A 13,864-nucleotide genomic window follows, 5' to 3' on the forward strand; every position below is an offset into this window, starting at 1 on the left:
CTGCCCGGGAAAAAGTCGTATTAGTCTCAGTTTTTGTTAAAAAATTGTGTACGATGGTGCCACTCGCTTTTTTGTCATCGCACATGAAGTGCTGAACGAATAATTACTTAGCTGAAGCTGTAAGTGAGAGAGCAATGTCAAATAAACCCTTTGTGTTCCAGCCCCCTTTTCCGCTAAAAAAAGACGACACCGAGTACTACCTGCTGACCCGCGACTATGTCTCGGTCTCCGAGTTCGAAGGCCAGGAAGTGCTGAAGGTCGACCCGCAGGCGCTGACGCTGCTGGCGCAGCACGCTTTCCACGACGCCTCTTTTATGTTGCGCCCGGCGCACCAGCAGCAGGTAGCGGATATCCTGCACGACCCGCAAGCCAGCGAAAACGATAAATATGTGGCGCTGCAGTTCCTGCGCAACTCGGAAATCGCCGCCAAAGGCATTCTGCCGACCTGCCAGGATACCGGCACTGCCATCATCATGGGTAAAAAAGGCCAGCGCGTATGGACCGGCGGCGGTGATGAAGCGGCGCTGGCGCGCGGCGTTTACAACACCTACACCGAAGATAACCTGCGCTACTCGCAAAACGCCGCGCTGGATATGTACAAAGAGGTCAACACCGGCACCAACCTGCCAGCGCAGATTGACCTCTACAGCGTGGACGGCGACGAATACAAATTCCTCTGTATCGCGAAAGGCGGCGGTTCAGCCAATAAAACGTACCTCTATCAGGAAACCAAAGCGCTCTTAAGCCCTGGCAAGTTGAAAAACTACCTGGTGGAGAAGATGCGCAGCCTCGGCACGGCGGCCTGCCCGCCTTATCACGTGGCGTTTGTCATTGGCGGCACCTCGGCGGAAGCGACCCTGAAAACCGTGAAGCTCGCCTCGACGAAATATTATGACGGCCTGCCGACGGAAGGTAACGAGTACGGCCAGGCGTTTCGCGATGTGCAGCTTGAACAGGAGCTGCTGGAGGAAGCGCAAAAGCTGGGGCTCGGCGCGCAGTTCGGCGGCAAGTATTTCGCGCATGATGTTCGCGTTATTCGCCTGCCGCGCCACGGCGCCTCCTGCCCGGTGGGCATGGGCGTCTCCTGCTCGGCGGACCGCAACATCAAAGCCAAAATCAACCGCGACGGCATCTGGATTGAGAAGCTCGAAAATAACCCTGGCAAATATATCCCACCAGAACTGCGCCGCGCAGGCGAGGGCGAAGCGGTGCGCGTCGACCTCAACCGCCCGATGAGCGAGATCGTAAAGCAGCTTTCGCAATACCCGGTTTCCACTCGCCTGTCGCTTTCCGGCACCATTATCGTGGCGCGCGACATCGCCCATGCGAAGCTGAAAGAGCGCATCGATAACGGCGAAGGGCTGCCGCAATATGTCAAAGATCATCCCATCTATTACGCCGGACCGGCGAAAACGCCGGAAGGGTACGCCTCCGGCTCGCTAGGCCCGACCACGGCGGGACGTATGGACTCCTACGTCGATTTGCTGCAATCCCACGGCGGCAGCCTGGTCATGCTCGCTAAAGGCAACCGCAGCCAGCAGGTGACGGACGCCTGCCACAAGCACGGCGGCTTTTACCTTGGCAGCATCGGCGGCCCGGCGGCGGTGCTGGCGCAAAGCAGCATCAAAAAGCTGGAATGTGTGGAATACCCGGAGCTTGGGATGGAAGCTATCTGGAAAATTGAAGTGGAAGATTTCCCGGCGTTTATCCTGGTGGATGACAAAGGCAACGACTTCTTTAAACAGATCCAGAGCGGACAGTGCTCCGCCTGTCTGAAGTAATGTTTAAGCCGCCTGCGGGCGGCTTTTTTCTTTGCGCGTTTCGCTGAGGGCGCAAAGCTGAACTACCCTGTAACGCATTATCACGACACCCGTTTACGTGTGAGCAACGTCTGATCCCTTTACCTTCGTCCCTGCATTGACATGCAGAGACGCCCCTTTTATGTGAATGGAGAAAGTCATGGCAACGCATCGCAGTGAAAAAGATTCCATGGGCGCAATTGACGTACCGGCGGACAAACTCTGGGGCGCGCAGACGCAGCGCTCGCTGGAGCACTTTCGCATCTCGACAGAGAAAATGCCGGTGGCGCTGATTCAGGCGCTGGCGCTGACCAAGCGCGCGGCGGCAAAAGTGAATATGGATCTCGGCCTGCTGCCGGCAGAGCGCGGCAACGCGATTATTCAGGCGGCGGATGAGGTGCTGGAGGGCAAGCACCCCAATGAGTTTCCCCTCGCCATCTGGCAGACCGGCTCCGGCACCCAGACCAACATGAACATGAACGAGGTGCTGGCGAACCGGGCAAGCGAAATTCTCGGCGGCGAACGTGGCATGGGCCGTAAAGTGCATCCGAACGACGATGTTAACAAAAGCCAAAGTTCAAACGACGTTTTCCCGACGGCGATGCACGTCGCGGCGGTGATCGCGCTGCGTGAACAGCTGATACCGCAGCTTAAAGTGCTGCAAAAAACCCTGAGCGAGAAAGCGAACGCCTTTGCCGATATCGTCAAAATCGGCCGCACCCATTTGCAGGACGCCACGCCGCTGACGCTCGGTCAGGAGATCTCCGGCTGGGTGGCGATGCTTGAGCATAACCTGAAGCACATCGACAACAGCCTGCCGCATCTGGCCGAGCTGGCGCTTGGCGGCACGGCGGTCGGCACCGGGCTTAACACCCACCCGGAATATGCTGATCGGGTAGCAAAAACGCTGGCGGAAATCACCAGCCAGCCGTTTGTCACCGCACCGAACAAATTTGAAGCGCTCGCGACCTGCGATGCGCTGGTGCATGCCCACGGCGCGCTAAAAGGGCTTGCCGCCTCGCTGATGAAAATTGCCAACGACGTGCGCTGGCTTGCGAGCGGCCCGCGCTGCGGCATTGGCGAAATCACCATTCCGGAAAACGAACCCGGCTCCTCCATCATGCCCGGCAAGGTGAATCCGACCCAGTGCGAAGCGATGACCATGCTCTGCTGTCAGGTGATGGGCAACGATGTGGCGGTCAACATGGGCGGCGCCTCCGGCAACTTTGAACTCAACGTTTTTCGCCCGATGGTTATCCACAATTTCCTGCAGTCGGTACGCCTGCTGGCCGACGGCATGGAGAGCTTTAACGAGCACTGCGCCGTCGGCATCGAACCTAACCGCGAACGCATCAGCCAGTTGCTGAACGAGTCGCTGATGCTGGTGACGGCGCTCAACACCCATATCGGTTACGATAAGGCGGCGGAAATCGCCAAAAAAGCCCATAAAGAGGGGCTGACCCTGAAGGCCGCCGCGCTGAAGCTTGGTTATCTCAGCGAGGAGGAGTTCAACGAATGGGTGCGCCCTGAAGAGATGGTCGGCAGCATGAAGCGCTAATCAGCGCGCCCGGTAAAGGTGCAGGCGGGGGATCAGCAACTCCAGCGGCTCCGCCTGCGGCTTGAAGCGATGGCGCACGTTCTGCGCGTCATAGTTGAGCAGCTCGCCGATATCGGGCACCTTTGCGCCGCGCTCTTCGTGGCACAATACAATCAGCGGCGAAGGGCAGGCGTATTGCACCTGCCGTTGGTTATTGGCATACCAGACCCGCGCCACCGGCTGCACTTTAACCGGCCTTTTTATCTTGAGGCGCGCCTTTTCCGGCAGGGCGGCGATGTCGTTATATTCCTGCGTAACTTTCTCATGCCACTGCTCCCGGCTCCAGGGCGCCACCGCGCGCGGCGACTTCAGACTTTTTTCAAGCATTGAGAGCACTTCATCGCGCGTGAGGTTCTTGATGATGTGCTTGTTGGCCCAGCCAAAGCGCAGGGTGGCGGGGTTATCCAGCAGCGTAAGCTGGCGATAGGCATTCAGGGTAATCAACCCCGGCAGATGGCGGTGCACCCACTCAAAACGCTGCACCGAGGGCAGTTCCGATTCCACGGTGATGATATTTTCAAATTCCGCTTTGAGCTGATTAATCTGTTCCGCCTGCTGGTGGAGCGATTCATACTGCGGGTGGTTTACGCTAAAGCAAACGGCGCCCGGCAGACGCACCGCCGCCTTGCTGCTGCGGTTTTCCGACTGCTGCTGAATAAACAGGTGTGTGAAATGACGAAGCGCCGCCTCCTGCGCCGCCTTGCCCACTTTTTGCGTGACGGCGATGGTCAGCAGCGGATCGTGCTCTTTGCCTTTTTCAATCTCCGGCAGTTCAAAAACGCGGCCCGCCAGCAGGCGGCAACCGCTCAATGTTTCGCGCATTTGTATCAGCGCATGCTCCAGTTCGCGAAAGGTGGTGTTGAGGCGCTCAACCAGATCGTAACGGGCCATAATAAAATCTCATTAGTTACAACATACTTTATTTGTAGCACAGTTTCGCCGGAACAGGCCACAGCGCGGTAAAAAGTTTGGCAGGGAACAGCGGGCGCTGGCAGTGGAAAGGAACAGACCGACACTCTTCAGGGCAGGTCAGCGCAGCGTCGCCCGGCGGATTTTTCCCTTCATCCTTCAGGGAAAAGGGAACAGGCGGGCAATATACAGCAGGTCAGCGCAGCGTCGCCCGCCATGATTTCCCCTCGTCCCTGGTGAGAGGGTTGGGATGAATGGAACAGGCGACGCTTACCTTTTTACACTACCGTTTCGTTCGTATCGGGCGCTGGCGCTTTCTCAATCGGCCAGCAGAAGCGGAAACAGGCGCCGCCAAGGTCGCTCGTGGTTACGCTCACCGAGCCGCCCATCGCCGTCGCGATAGACTGCACAATCGCAAGCCCTAATCCGCAGCCGCCGGTCGCCCGGTCGCGGCTCGGATCGAGTCGCACAAACGGTTCAAACACCCGCGTACGCTCCGCTTCAGGGATGCCGGGCCCGTCGTCTTCCACCGCAAGGCAAGCGCGCTCGTTATGCTGGTCGAGGCTTACACGCATATGCTTCTCGCTATAACGCAGCCCGTTGTTAACCAGATTATCCAGCACGCGCTCCATCAGGCGAATGTCTACCAGCCCATATGCGTCCATGTTGCCAACGTTAAGCGCCAGCTCACGGTGCGGATGCATCTGGCGCGTTTCCGCCACCCGCTCAGCCAGCCAGCGCGGCAAATCGACCGGGCTTACGTGCAGCTCGGTTTGCGGCCTGTCGAGGCGCGCATAGGTCAACAGCTCCTGAATCAACGCCTCCAGTTGACCAATGTCGCGGTTAAGTGCCAGCGCCTCGTCAGCGCTCAGGTTATCGCTCATTTCCAGCCGGTAGCGCAGGCGTACCAGCGGGGTGCGCAACTCGTGGGCAATCCCGTCAATAAGCTGCTTTTTGCTGGCTATCAGGGCGTTAATATTGTCCGCCATCTGGTTGAACGCTATCCCGAGACGAGAAAAACCGGAGCCGCTCTCAAAGTGAATGCGCTCGTCAAGATGGCCTTCCCCCAGCCGCTGGGCGGCGGATTCCAGCTTCAGCATGTCGCGCCAGTGCGGACGCATCCAGATAAACACCGGCAGGGCCAGCGAAATGGCGATAAAGGCGATAAGCGCGATGTCCAGCAGCCGCATCTGATGCAAAAAATAGAGGTAAGGCACCGGCCCGACCGCCAGCACGTAATGGCTGCGCGGGATACGCTGTACAAAGGTGTACTCATCATCCAGCGCAACGATCTCCCCCTCCCGCAGACGTTGCATGGTCGCGTCGTCCAGATGAAACCTGGCGAGCGGCTGAATGCGCAGCTTAAAAGAGAGATTCAGGTCCAGCTCTTTGATGGTTTTATTCCAGTCGCGCGGCGGGATCTCCCGCAGCTCGCTGCGCATCAGGTAGAGCGAGCTTTTCATCAGATCGTCCAGCGACTGCCGTCCGGCGCGCTCGGCGGTAAACTTATAGACCAGCCCCACCAGCAGCGTCATCACCAGAAAACAGATAAACAGCAGCAGATAAAACTGGATGAACAGCTTCTTCATGACATCTCCCGACCCGTCATAGTAAACGCCCGTTATTTGCCTGCCGAAGGGGCAAGGGGAAAATTCACCGCCAGATGATCGATAAAAGCCCTGACGGCGGGCGGCAGACCGCGCCGGGTGGTAAAGACCAGGTGAACGATGCCGCGCTGGCCCTGCCAGCCGCGGTATACCTGCACCAGCTCGCCGCGCTTGAGCTGCTCAGCGCACACATGATCCGGCAATAATGCAATGCCGAGTCCGGCCATCGCCGCCGAGCGAATGGCGCCGAAGTCGGCGCAGCTCATGCGAGGTTCGTGGCGGATGAGGCAGCTCTTGCCCTGCTCATGCTCCAGTTGCCAGGCTAACTCGCCCGGCTCGTCGCTGGTGCCGAGCGTAGGCTGCAAGGGCAAGGTGTCGATATTGCCATCCAGCTTGCCGGCAAGCGCCGGGCTTGCGACCAGTATACGGCGCGAATAGCCCAGCGAGCGCATCACCAGTTCAGCGTCGCTGGTCAGTTCAGTACGCACGCGCAGCGCAACATCAATGCGCTCGCGGATTAAATCCACCGCCCGGTCCACGGCGACAATCTGCAGCTTCACTTTGGGAAAGCGGTTCATGAAAGAGGGCAGCACGGCGGAAATCACCTCCACCAGCCCTGTCGGACAACTAAAACGCACCAGTCCATGCGGTTCCGCCTGCGCTTCGGCAATCAGCGCCTGCGCTTTTTCCGCTTCCAGCAGCATGGCCCGGCACTGGTCGTAAAACGCCTGGCCCACTTCCGTTACGCGAAAGCGGCGGCTGGAGCGCTCAATCAGGCGTACGCCAAGCTGCGCTTCCAGCCCCGCCACACGGCGGCTGAGTTTGGATTTGGGCTGTTTCAGCGCCCGGCTGGCCGCCGCGAACCCGCCATGGGTCACCACTTCGGCAAAGTAAAAGTAATCATTAAGGTCAGTCTGCATTATCGTTCCTTATTCAGAACGCAGGGTGCCATTTTGTCCTACTACTCACACCTTTGGGAAGCGCTTATTCTTCTCTCCATGACGAACGGTCATCATCCACTCTCACCTGAGGAAAGAAAAATGAGCCAGCAATTCAACAACAAAGTGGTTATCGTTACCGGCGGCACCAGCGGCATTGGCTTCGCTACCGCTAAAGCATTTGCAGCGCAGGGCGCCTTCGTATTTATCACGGGTCGCCGCCAGTCCACGCTTGATGAGGCGGTAAGCCGCATCGAGGGGAAAGTTACCGGCGTGCGCGGCGACATGAGCCAGCTTGGTGATATCGACCGCCTTTATGACGCCGTGCAGAAACAGCATAACCATATCGACGTCGTCTTCGCCAACGCGGGCGGCGGCGAGTTTGCCGCGCTGGGCGCTATTACTGAAGCGCATTATCAGGAAACGTTCGATACCAACGTCAAAGGCGTGCTGTTCACCGTGCAGAAGGCGCTGCCGCTGCTGCGTGATGGCGGGGCTATCGTGCTGACCTCGTCTACCACCAGCATTTCCGGCACGCCGGCATTCAGCGTTTACTCGGCGACCAAAGCCGCGGTGCGCAGCTTCGCACGCAACTGGATACTCGATCTCAAAGAGCGCCGCATTCGCGTTAACGCCGTCAGCCCCGGCGTGACCGAAACCGCAGGGTTGAACGACCTGTTCGGCGGCGGCGACCAGGCCGAAGGCACCAAAGCGTGGCTTGCTGAGCAGATCCCGGCCGGGCGCGTCGGCCAGCCGGAAGAGATCGCCAAAGCGGTATTGTTCCTGGCGTCTGACGAGGCAAGCTTTGTGAACGGCGTTGAGCTTTTTGTGGATGGCGGCCAGGCGCAAATCTGACGCACAAGCGGACCGTGCCGCGCCTGATGGCGCGGCAGGTGCGTTTTACGCCTCGCTTTCCCAGGCGTGCGGCGCAAAAAGATAGCCTTTATTGCGTACGGTTTTAATGCGAAACGGCTCGGTGGCGTTGTCGTTGAGCTTTTTGCGCAGGCGGGAAATCGCTACATCCACGCTGCGATCGAGCCCGTCATAGCTGACGCCGCGCAGGTTTTTCAGCAGCGCGTCGCGGTCCATAATCTGCCCGGCATGGGTCGCCAGCTCCCAGAGCAGATCAAAATCCGCCGTGGAAAGGGCGACCACGTCATTACCCAGCGTAACCTGACGGTTAATCGGATCGATGCACAGCGCGCCGAAACGCAGCGCCTTGTGGGGTTTAAGCGAGAGGAGTTCAGGGTTTTGCGGCTGCGCCTGGCGCAGATGCAGACGCAGACGCGCCAGCAACACGGCGGGCGGGGTGGTTTTAAGAATATAATCGCTTGCCCCCATCTCCAGCGACAGAATGTGGTTCATGTCGCTGTCAAGCGAGGTCAGCAGGACGACGGGGCCTTGCCAGTTCGGGCGTAAGTCCCGACAGAGCGTCATGCCGTCTTTACCGGGCAGCATAATATCCAGCAGGACCAGATCGGGCTTCTCGCGCTGGATAACCTCTTCTGCGCGGTCGCCGCGGCTTTCCACCACCACGTTAATATCATGTTTGCCCAGATAAGCGGCAATCAGCGAGCCGACTTCCGGGTCATCCTCGACAAAGACTATTTTAGCCATATACCGTTGCGTTTAGCGTAAAAGGCTTAACATACACCGGACGCCGCCTGCGCTCCATCAACCAATGATAAACCGCGCTTAGCGCAGCTGCCTGCCGCCATCGACGGCGAAGCTGCGACCGGTAACGAAGCAGCTGGTCAGCAGATAATCGAGCAGGTCGATTATCTCTTTTTCGCCCGGCGCGATTTTCATCAGCGACTTATTCAGCGCCCGCTGACGGTACTCCGGATCGTCGTTTTCGTTAAACAGAATCAGCGACGGGGCGATGGCGTTGACTTTCACCTCCGGCGCCAGTTTGCGGGCAAACGAGCGGGTGAGGTTATCGAGCGCCGCTTTGCTGGCCGCGTAAGCAATATGTTTCTCACTGCCTCGCTCGACCACGTAGTCGGTGAAATGGATGATATCCGCTGCGGCATGGCCCTGGCCGCGCAGCAGCCCTTCCAGCGCAAAGTTCAGCAGGTAAGGGGCGTGCACATGAATTTGCATCATTTCATGCAGCACTTTGGCCGGCGACAGGCCATTCCCCTCCGATTGCCAGGCGCTGGCGTTATGCAGCAGCGCGCGAATACGATCGGTGCGCGCTTTCACGGCGTCGGCGAAAGCGAGAATGCCTTCATCGGTGCAGAAATCGGCCTGAATGCAGATAGCGCCCGTCTCTTCCAGCACGTCGATAGCCGGGTAGCGGGTGCGGTAGCTGACAATCACGTCGTGATGCTGCGCCAGAAAATGGTGCGCCAGCGCGAGGCCGATGCGGCGGCCTCCACCGGTAATGACTATCGGACGATCCAGTTTTTTGCCCATAAGCACTCCTCGTCAGTGACGACGATGGGGCGGTTACCCCATCAGCATCCATGTGGCCGGCAGCGCGGCGATTAACAACAGACCAATAAACACGCGCTCGTGCGATCTCAGCGCCACGTCATGCTGGTGCGTACGGCGAGCGTACAGGAAAACCAGCAGGCCGGGGGCGTAAAGCACAACCGAGAGCAGCAGGTGCATCGGGCCTGAGGCATACAGCAACCATAAACCATAAATGGACGCTCCGACACCCGTAAGCCTGTGCAAAGGACGTTTCGCAATCTTCACAAGGTAAGCGCCAACCAGCAGATAAGGCACCAGAATCATCTCTGAAGCGATGGTCAGCAGGATATTGTAATCCGAGCCTGTCGCCCAGATAAGCACCAGGCAAACCTGTACGCTGGCGTTGGTAAGCCATAAAGAGGCCGCCGGCGCATTGTTCTCATTCTGACGCAGCAGAATTTTAGGGAAAGCGCGATAGCGGGCGGCAAGCAACGGCACTTCCGCCGCCATAATCGTCCAGCTCAGGTAAGCGCCGCAGACGGAGACAATCAGACCGGCGGCGATAATCACCTCGCCCCAGGGCCCTATCATTTCCACCAGCAGTCCGGCCATAGAGGGGTTGCGCATCTGCGCCAGTTCAGGGCGCGCCATCACGCCCAGCGACAGCAGCGTGACCAGTAGATAAACCGCCAGCGCCGCCAGCACGGCGAGCAGCGTCGCCATGCCGACATCGCTTTTATTACGCGCGCGGGCGGAAACCACCACGGCGCCTTCCACGCCGATAAACACCCACAGCGTAATGAGCATGGTGTTTTTCACCTGCTCCCAGACCGGCACGCCCAGCTCAAGGCCTTTGAAATCGAGGCTGAAGGTGGAGAGCTTGAAGCCGATGATGGCGAGGACCACAAAGAGCCCCAGCGGCAGCAGTTTCGCGAGCGTGGCGGCGATATTAATGCTGGCCGCCGTCTGCACGCCGCGCAGCACCAGCCAGTGCACCACCCACAGCAATACCGACGCGCCGACGATGGATTGCCAGGTATTGCCGTCGCCAAAAAGTTTCAGTTCAGGCGTATCGGTAAAAAAGCTCAGCGCGGAAAAGACAATCACCAGATAGGAGACGTTAGCGATGACCGCGCACAGCCAGTAACCCCAGGCGGAGCAAAACCCCACCAGTTCGCCGAATCCTTCCCGCGCATAGGTAAAAATGCCGCCGTCGAGATCCGGGCGCAGACGGGTCAGAAACAGCATCGCCAGCGCCAGCAGCAAAATGCCTGCGCCGGTAATCGCCCAGCCCGTCAGCAGCGCGGCAGGCCCCGCGACAGCCGCCATATTTTGCGGCAGGCTGAAAACGCCCGCGCCCAGCATGGAGCTTAAAACCAGCGCGGTTAACGCGGCGAGACCAAGTTTTTTGTCCATAGGTATCCTGTTGTTTAAAGAGAAGGCCCCAGAATAATTATTTTGCCAGAGCGCATAAAAATGGAGGATCACGCTAAGGCGCGCGATTTTACGGAGTCCAGACAAGGCATGCAATGAGAGGGGCGCTAAAATCTTCTGAAAGAGAAAAAAAGACGGCCTGGGCCGTCTTTTAGGGGAGTGAAATTACTTGTAGAGGTCGGCGCTGATAGTCAGGTTGCCGCCTTTCTCTTCCCACTGGCGGGTAATGTGATAATACTTGGCGCCTTTTTTCGCGGCGCGCTTCGCCACCTGGTACGAGATTTCCGTCATGCTTGAGTAATGACCGGTAAACTGAACGCTGTCAAAAGGCACCATTTGCGCGGCGGTAATTTTATTCACTTCCTGAATTTCTTTACCGTCCGGCAGCGTGACGGTGTAACGACCGCCTTTGCTTTCCTGGGTTTCAAAGAAACGGCCCACGTCAGCACTCGGGGCGGCAGAGGTGGCGACGCCAGGAATTTCCACTTTCTTCGCTTCTTCGCCGCCTTTGGCCAGCGCTGCGCGGCCTGCATCGGAATCAGCCGGAATAGCGTCGGGGCTTTGCAGTACGCGTTTCTTCGCGTCAGCTTTATAAATATAAGCCGTGATGCGCTGATTGCCGCCCTGGTTGGCGTCTACCTGGCGCACAATATAAAACGAAGCGGCGCCTTTCGCGCTCGCCGCTTTGGTGATGGCGTCGTTAACTTCCGGCTGGCTGCGATAAAAGCCCTGAACGGTCACCGTATCGTAAGGCTCAAGGGCGATAGCCTGATCTTTGGGCAACTCCATCACACCGTTAATGACGCGGTTTTTGGTCTCTTCGGCCTTCGGCGCGTTCTCATGATAAACGTCCGCCACCACGCGCCAGTTACCGCTGTTGCCGGTGTCGTTGGTATCCTGAATGTAGAAAGAGGCGGCGCCCATTTTATCCGCCCGACGCGATACGGCGTCAACCGCTTCGCCGATGGCGTTAAAACGGCCGGTGATAACGATACGGTCATAAGGCTTTACTGCAGCGGCCTGTTCTGGCGTTAACTCGGTGGCCGCCTGAGCGGACAGCGTGGTCACGGAAAACAGCGCGGACGCCAGAAGAGTGTACTTAAGCTTCATAAAAATAATCCTTCGCCATGCGCAAAAAAGGTACTCATACTGCCTGTGTACATTAACGTTTAGCCGCTGATTATTGCATTGAATGGGTTTGGCTGTCTGCGCCATTTTTCACACTCAATGCGACGTTTCGGTTACGCGGGATAACATTTGCTAATAGATGTCAAAAACGGGCGATTGACCAGAAAAATTGATAAAGGTTATTACTTTTTAAGTTAAAGACTTGTTAAAGAACACATTCCTGCCCGAGCAGAATCATGTTTTACCGTTGCGCTTAAGCGGAATATCGGCTTTCTCATCGTGATTTAAAGCAAAAATCCCTGTTATGCGCGCGCATGACTGCCTTTTTGCGGATAAGCGCAAAAATACCCGTAACCTGTGGTGGATCGGGGGCGCTAATTTCAGTAGGTTATAGAAAGTTTGTTACAGATTGATTTTCTGGCCGAAGCGGCGCGAGCCGTCTTCATTATGAAAACGAGTGGCAGACCATCATTCAAAACCGATGGAAGGGAATACTATGCGTATTGGTGTACCAAAAGAGCGGTTGGCCAATGAAACCCGCGTCGCGGCAACGCCTAAAACCGTGGAGCAGTTGTTAAAGCTGGGTTTTAGCGTCGCCGTTGAACATGACGCGGGTAAACTGGCGAGTTTCGACGACGAGGCGTTTGCTGCGGCAGGCGCGGAGCTGGCGACGAGCGAAACTGTATGGCAGTCGGACGTGGTGCTGAAGGTCAACGCGCCGCTGGAAGAGGAGATCGCGCTGCTGCGAGCCGGCACAATGCTTGTAAGCTTCATCTGGCCGGCGCAAAACCCGGCGCTGATGGAAAAGCTGGCTGCGCGCGGCGTGACCGTGATGGCGATGGATGCCGTGCCGCGTATTTCGCGCGCGCAGTCGCTCGATGCGCTGAGCTCTATGGCCAACATCGCCGGTTACCGGGCGATTGTTGAAGCGGCTCATGAATTCGGCCGTTTCTTTACCGGCCAGATCACCGCGGCGGGGAAAGTGCCGCCGGCGAAAGTGATGGTCATTGGCGCGGGCGTTGCGGGTCTTGCATCTATCGGCGCGGCGAACAGCCTTGGCGCCATTGTTCGCGCCTTCGACACCCGGCCGGAAGTGAAGGAGCAGGTGCAGAGCATGGGCGCCGAGTTCCTTGAGCTTGATTTCAAAGAAGAGGCGGGCAGCGGCGACGGTTACGCCAAAGTGATGTCTGAGGCGTTCATCAAAGCGGAAATGGCGCTTTTCGCCGCCCAGGCCAAAGAGGTGGATATCATCGTCACCACTGCGCTTATTCCGGGCAAACCGGCGCCGAAGCTTATTACCCGCGAAATGGTCGATTCCATGAAGCCGGGCAGCGTGATTGTCGATCTGGCCGCGCAGAACGGCGGCAACTGCGAATACACCGTCCCGAACGAGATTTTTGTCACCCCTCATGGCGTAAAAGTTATCGGTTATACCGACTTGCCGGGCCGTCTGCCGACCCAGTCTTCTCAGCTTTACGGCACCAACCTGGTGAATCTGCTTAAGCTGCTGTGCAAAGAGAAAGACGGCAACGTCGTGGTGGATTTTGACGACGTAGTGGTACGCGGCGTAACGGTTATCCGCGAAGGGGAAGTCACCTGGCCTGCGCCGCCGATTCAGGTTTCCGCACAGCCTCAGGCGGCGGTAAAACAGACCGAAACGGTCAAAGAGCCGGTGAAACCCGCCTCGCCGTGGCGGAAATACGCGCTGATGGCGCTGGCTATCGTACTTTTCGGCTGGCTGGCGGATGTGGCGCCGCGGGAATTCCTGGGGCACTTCACCGTTTTCGCGCTGGCCTGCGTGGTCGGCTATTACGTGGTGTGGAACGTGTCCCATGCGTTGCATACGCCGCTGATGTCGGTTACTAACGCCATTTCCGGCATTATCGTCGTCGGCGCGCTGCTGCAGATTGGCGACGGCGGCTGGGTGAGCTTCTTTAGCTTTATCGCCGTGCTTATCGCCAGCATCAACATTTTTGGTGGTTTCACCGTCACTCAGCGCATGCTGAAAATGTTCCGGAAGAACTAAGGGGTAAC

Annotated in this window: 11 protein-coding genes; 4 read left to right on the forward strand and 7 right to left on the reverse strand. The window is 57.9% G+C overall.

The window, feature by feature from the left end; all coding sequences use genetic code 11:
- The first annotated feature begins 134 nt into the window (after positions 1–134).
- Entirely contained in the window at positions 135–1,781 is a 1,647-nt protein-coding gene (fumA, locus tag MT962_RS05560) for a class I fumarate hydratase FumA (protein WP_024557646.1), read from the forward strand.
- Between the two features lie 178 nt (positions 1,782–1,959).
- Complete coding sequence (fumC, locus tag MT962_RS05565; protein WP_247364922.1) at positions 1,960–3,357, forward strand: class II fumarate hydratase; 1,398 nt, start codon at positions 1,960–1,962, stop codon at positions 3,355–3,357.
- Here fumC and tus read toward each other — a convergent pair whose 3' ends face one another.
- From tus to MT962_RS05580, 3 genes are all read right to left on the reverse strand, one after another.
- On the reverse strand, positions 3,358–4,287 hold the full coding sequence (gene tus, locus MT962_RS05570; protein ID WP_024557644.1) for a DNA replication terminus site-binding protein: 930 nt from the start codon (positions 4,285–4,287) through the stop codon (positions 3,358–3,360).
- 296 nt (positions 4,288–4,583) lie between these two features.
- Positions 4,584–5,894: a two-component system sensor histidine kinase RstB gene (gene rstB, locus MT962_RS05575; protein WP_247364925.1), complete on the reverse strand. Its 1,311-nt coding sequence runs from the start codon at positions 5,892–5,894 to the stop codon at positions 4,584–4,586.
- A 32-nt stretch (positions 5,895–5,926) separates the two neighbouring features.
- Positions 5,927–6,832 (reverse strand): LysR family transcriptional regulator, encoded by a 906-nt coding sequence (locus tag MT962_RS05580; RefSeq protein WP_024557641.1) that lies wholly within the window; start codon positions 6,830–6,832, stop codon positions 5,927–5,929.
- A gap of 120 nt (positions 6,833–6,952) precedes the next feature.
- Here MT962_RS05580 and MT962_RS05585 point away from each other — a divergent pair, with 120 nt between their 5' ends.
- Positions 6,953–7,705 carry a glucose 1-dehydrogenase gene (locus MT962_RS05585; RefSeq protein ID WP_247364927.1) on the forward strand — a complete coding sequence of 251 codons (753 nt, stop codon included), beginning with the start codon at positions 6,953–6,955 and terminating at the stop codon, positions 7,703–7,705.
- Between the two features lie 45 nt (positions 7,706–7,750).
- On the opposite strand, the gene rstA is transcribed toward MT962_RS05585, so the two are convergent.
- The 4 genes from rstA to ydgH all read right to left on the reverse strand — a co-directional run bounded on the left by rstA (position 7,751) and on the right by ydgH (position 11,812).
- On the reverse strand, positions 7,751–8,467 hold the full coding sequence (gene rstA, locus MT962_RS05590; protein WP_024557639.1) for a two-component system response regulator RstA: 717 nt from the start codon (positions 8,465–8,467) through the stop codon (positions 7,751–7,753).
- Positions 8,468–8,545: 78 nt separating this feature from the next.
- Entirely contained in the window at positions 8,546–9,268 is a 723-nt protein-coding gene (gene folM / locus MT962_RS05595; RefSeq protein ID WP_024561742.1) for a dihydromonapterin reductase, read from the reverse strand.
- A gap of 33 nt (positions 9,269–9,301) precedes the next feature.
- A complete protein-coding gene (locus MT962_RS05600) occupies positions 9,302–10,684 on the reverse strand; it encodes an amino acid permease (RefSeq protein WP_247364929.1) in 1,383 nt (460 codons plus the stop codon).
- Positions 10,685–10,867: 183 nt separating this feature from the next.
- Positions 10,868–11,812 (reverse strand): DUF1471 family protein YdgH, encoded by a 945-nt coding sequence (ydgH, locus tag MT962_RS05605; protein ID WP_247364931.1) that lies wholly within the window; start codon positions 11,810–11,812, stop codon positions 10,868–10,870.
- Positions 11,813–12,326: 514 nt separating this feature from the next.
- Between ydgH and pntA the strand changes: the two genes are divergently transcribed.
- A complete protein-coding gene (gene pntA, locus MT962_RS05610; protein WP_247364933.1) occupies positions 12,327–13,856 on the forward strand; it encodes a Re/Si-specific NAD(P)(+) transhydrogenase subunit alpha in 1,530 nt (509 codons plus the stop codon).
- Positions 13,857–13,864: the final 8 nt, after the last annotated feature.

The organism is Franconibacter sp. IITDAS19 (genome assembly GCF_023079515.1).
Taxonomy (GTDB): Bacteria; Pseudomonadota; Gammaproteobacteria; order Enterobacterales; family Enterobacteriaceae; genus Franconibacter; species Franconibacter pulveris.

Coding starts and splice junctions, on each gene's coding strand:
- MT962_RS05580 (WP_024557641.1), bottom strand. CDS start 6,832: ATGCAGACTGACCTTAATGATTACTTTTACTTTGCCGAAGTGGTGACC.
- MT962_RS05585 (WP_247364927.1), top strand. CDS start 6,953: ATGAGCCAGCAATTCAACAACAAAGTGGTTATCGTTACCGGCGGCACC.
- fumA (WP_024557646.1), top strand. CDS start 135: ATGTCAAATAAACCCTTTGTGTTCCAGCCCCCTTTTCCGCTAAAAAAA.
- folM (WP_024561742.1), bottom strand. CDS start 9,268: ATGGGCAAAAAACTGGATCGTCCGATAGTCATTACCGGTGGAGGCCGC.
- tus (WP_024557644.1), bottom strand. CDS start 4,287: ATGGCCCGTTACGATCTGGTTGAGCGCCTCAACACCACCTTTCGCGAA.
- pntA (WP_247364933.1), top strand. CDS start 12,327: ATGCGTATTGGTGTACCAAAAGAGCGGTTGGCCAATGAAACCCGCGTC.
- rstB (WP_247364925.1), bottom strand. CDS start 5,894: ATGAAGAAGCTGTTCATCCAGTTTTATCTGCTGCTGTTTATCTGTTTT.
- fumC (WP_247364922.1), top strand. CDS start 1,960: ATGGCAACGCATCGCAGTGAAAAAGATTCCATGGGCGCAATTGACGTA.
- MT962_RS05600 (WP_247364929.1), bottom strand. CDS start 10,684: ATGGACAAAAAACTTGGTCTCGCCGCGTTAACCGCGCTGGTTTTAAGC.
- rstA (WP_024557639.1), bottom strand. CDS start 8,467: ATGGCTAAAATAGTCTTTGTCGAGGATGACCCGGAAGTCGGCTCGCTG.
- ydgH (WP_247364931.1), bottom strand. CDS start 11,812: ATGAAGCTTAAGTACACTCTTCTGGCGTCCGCGCTGTTTTCCGTGACC.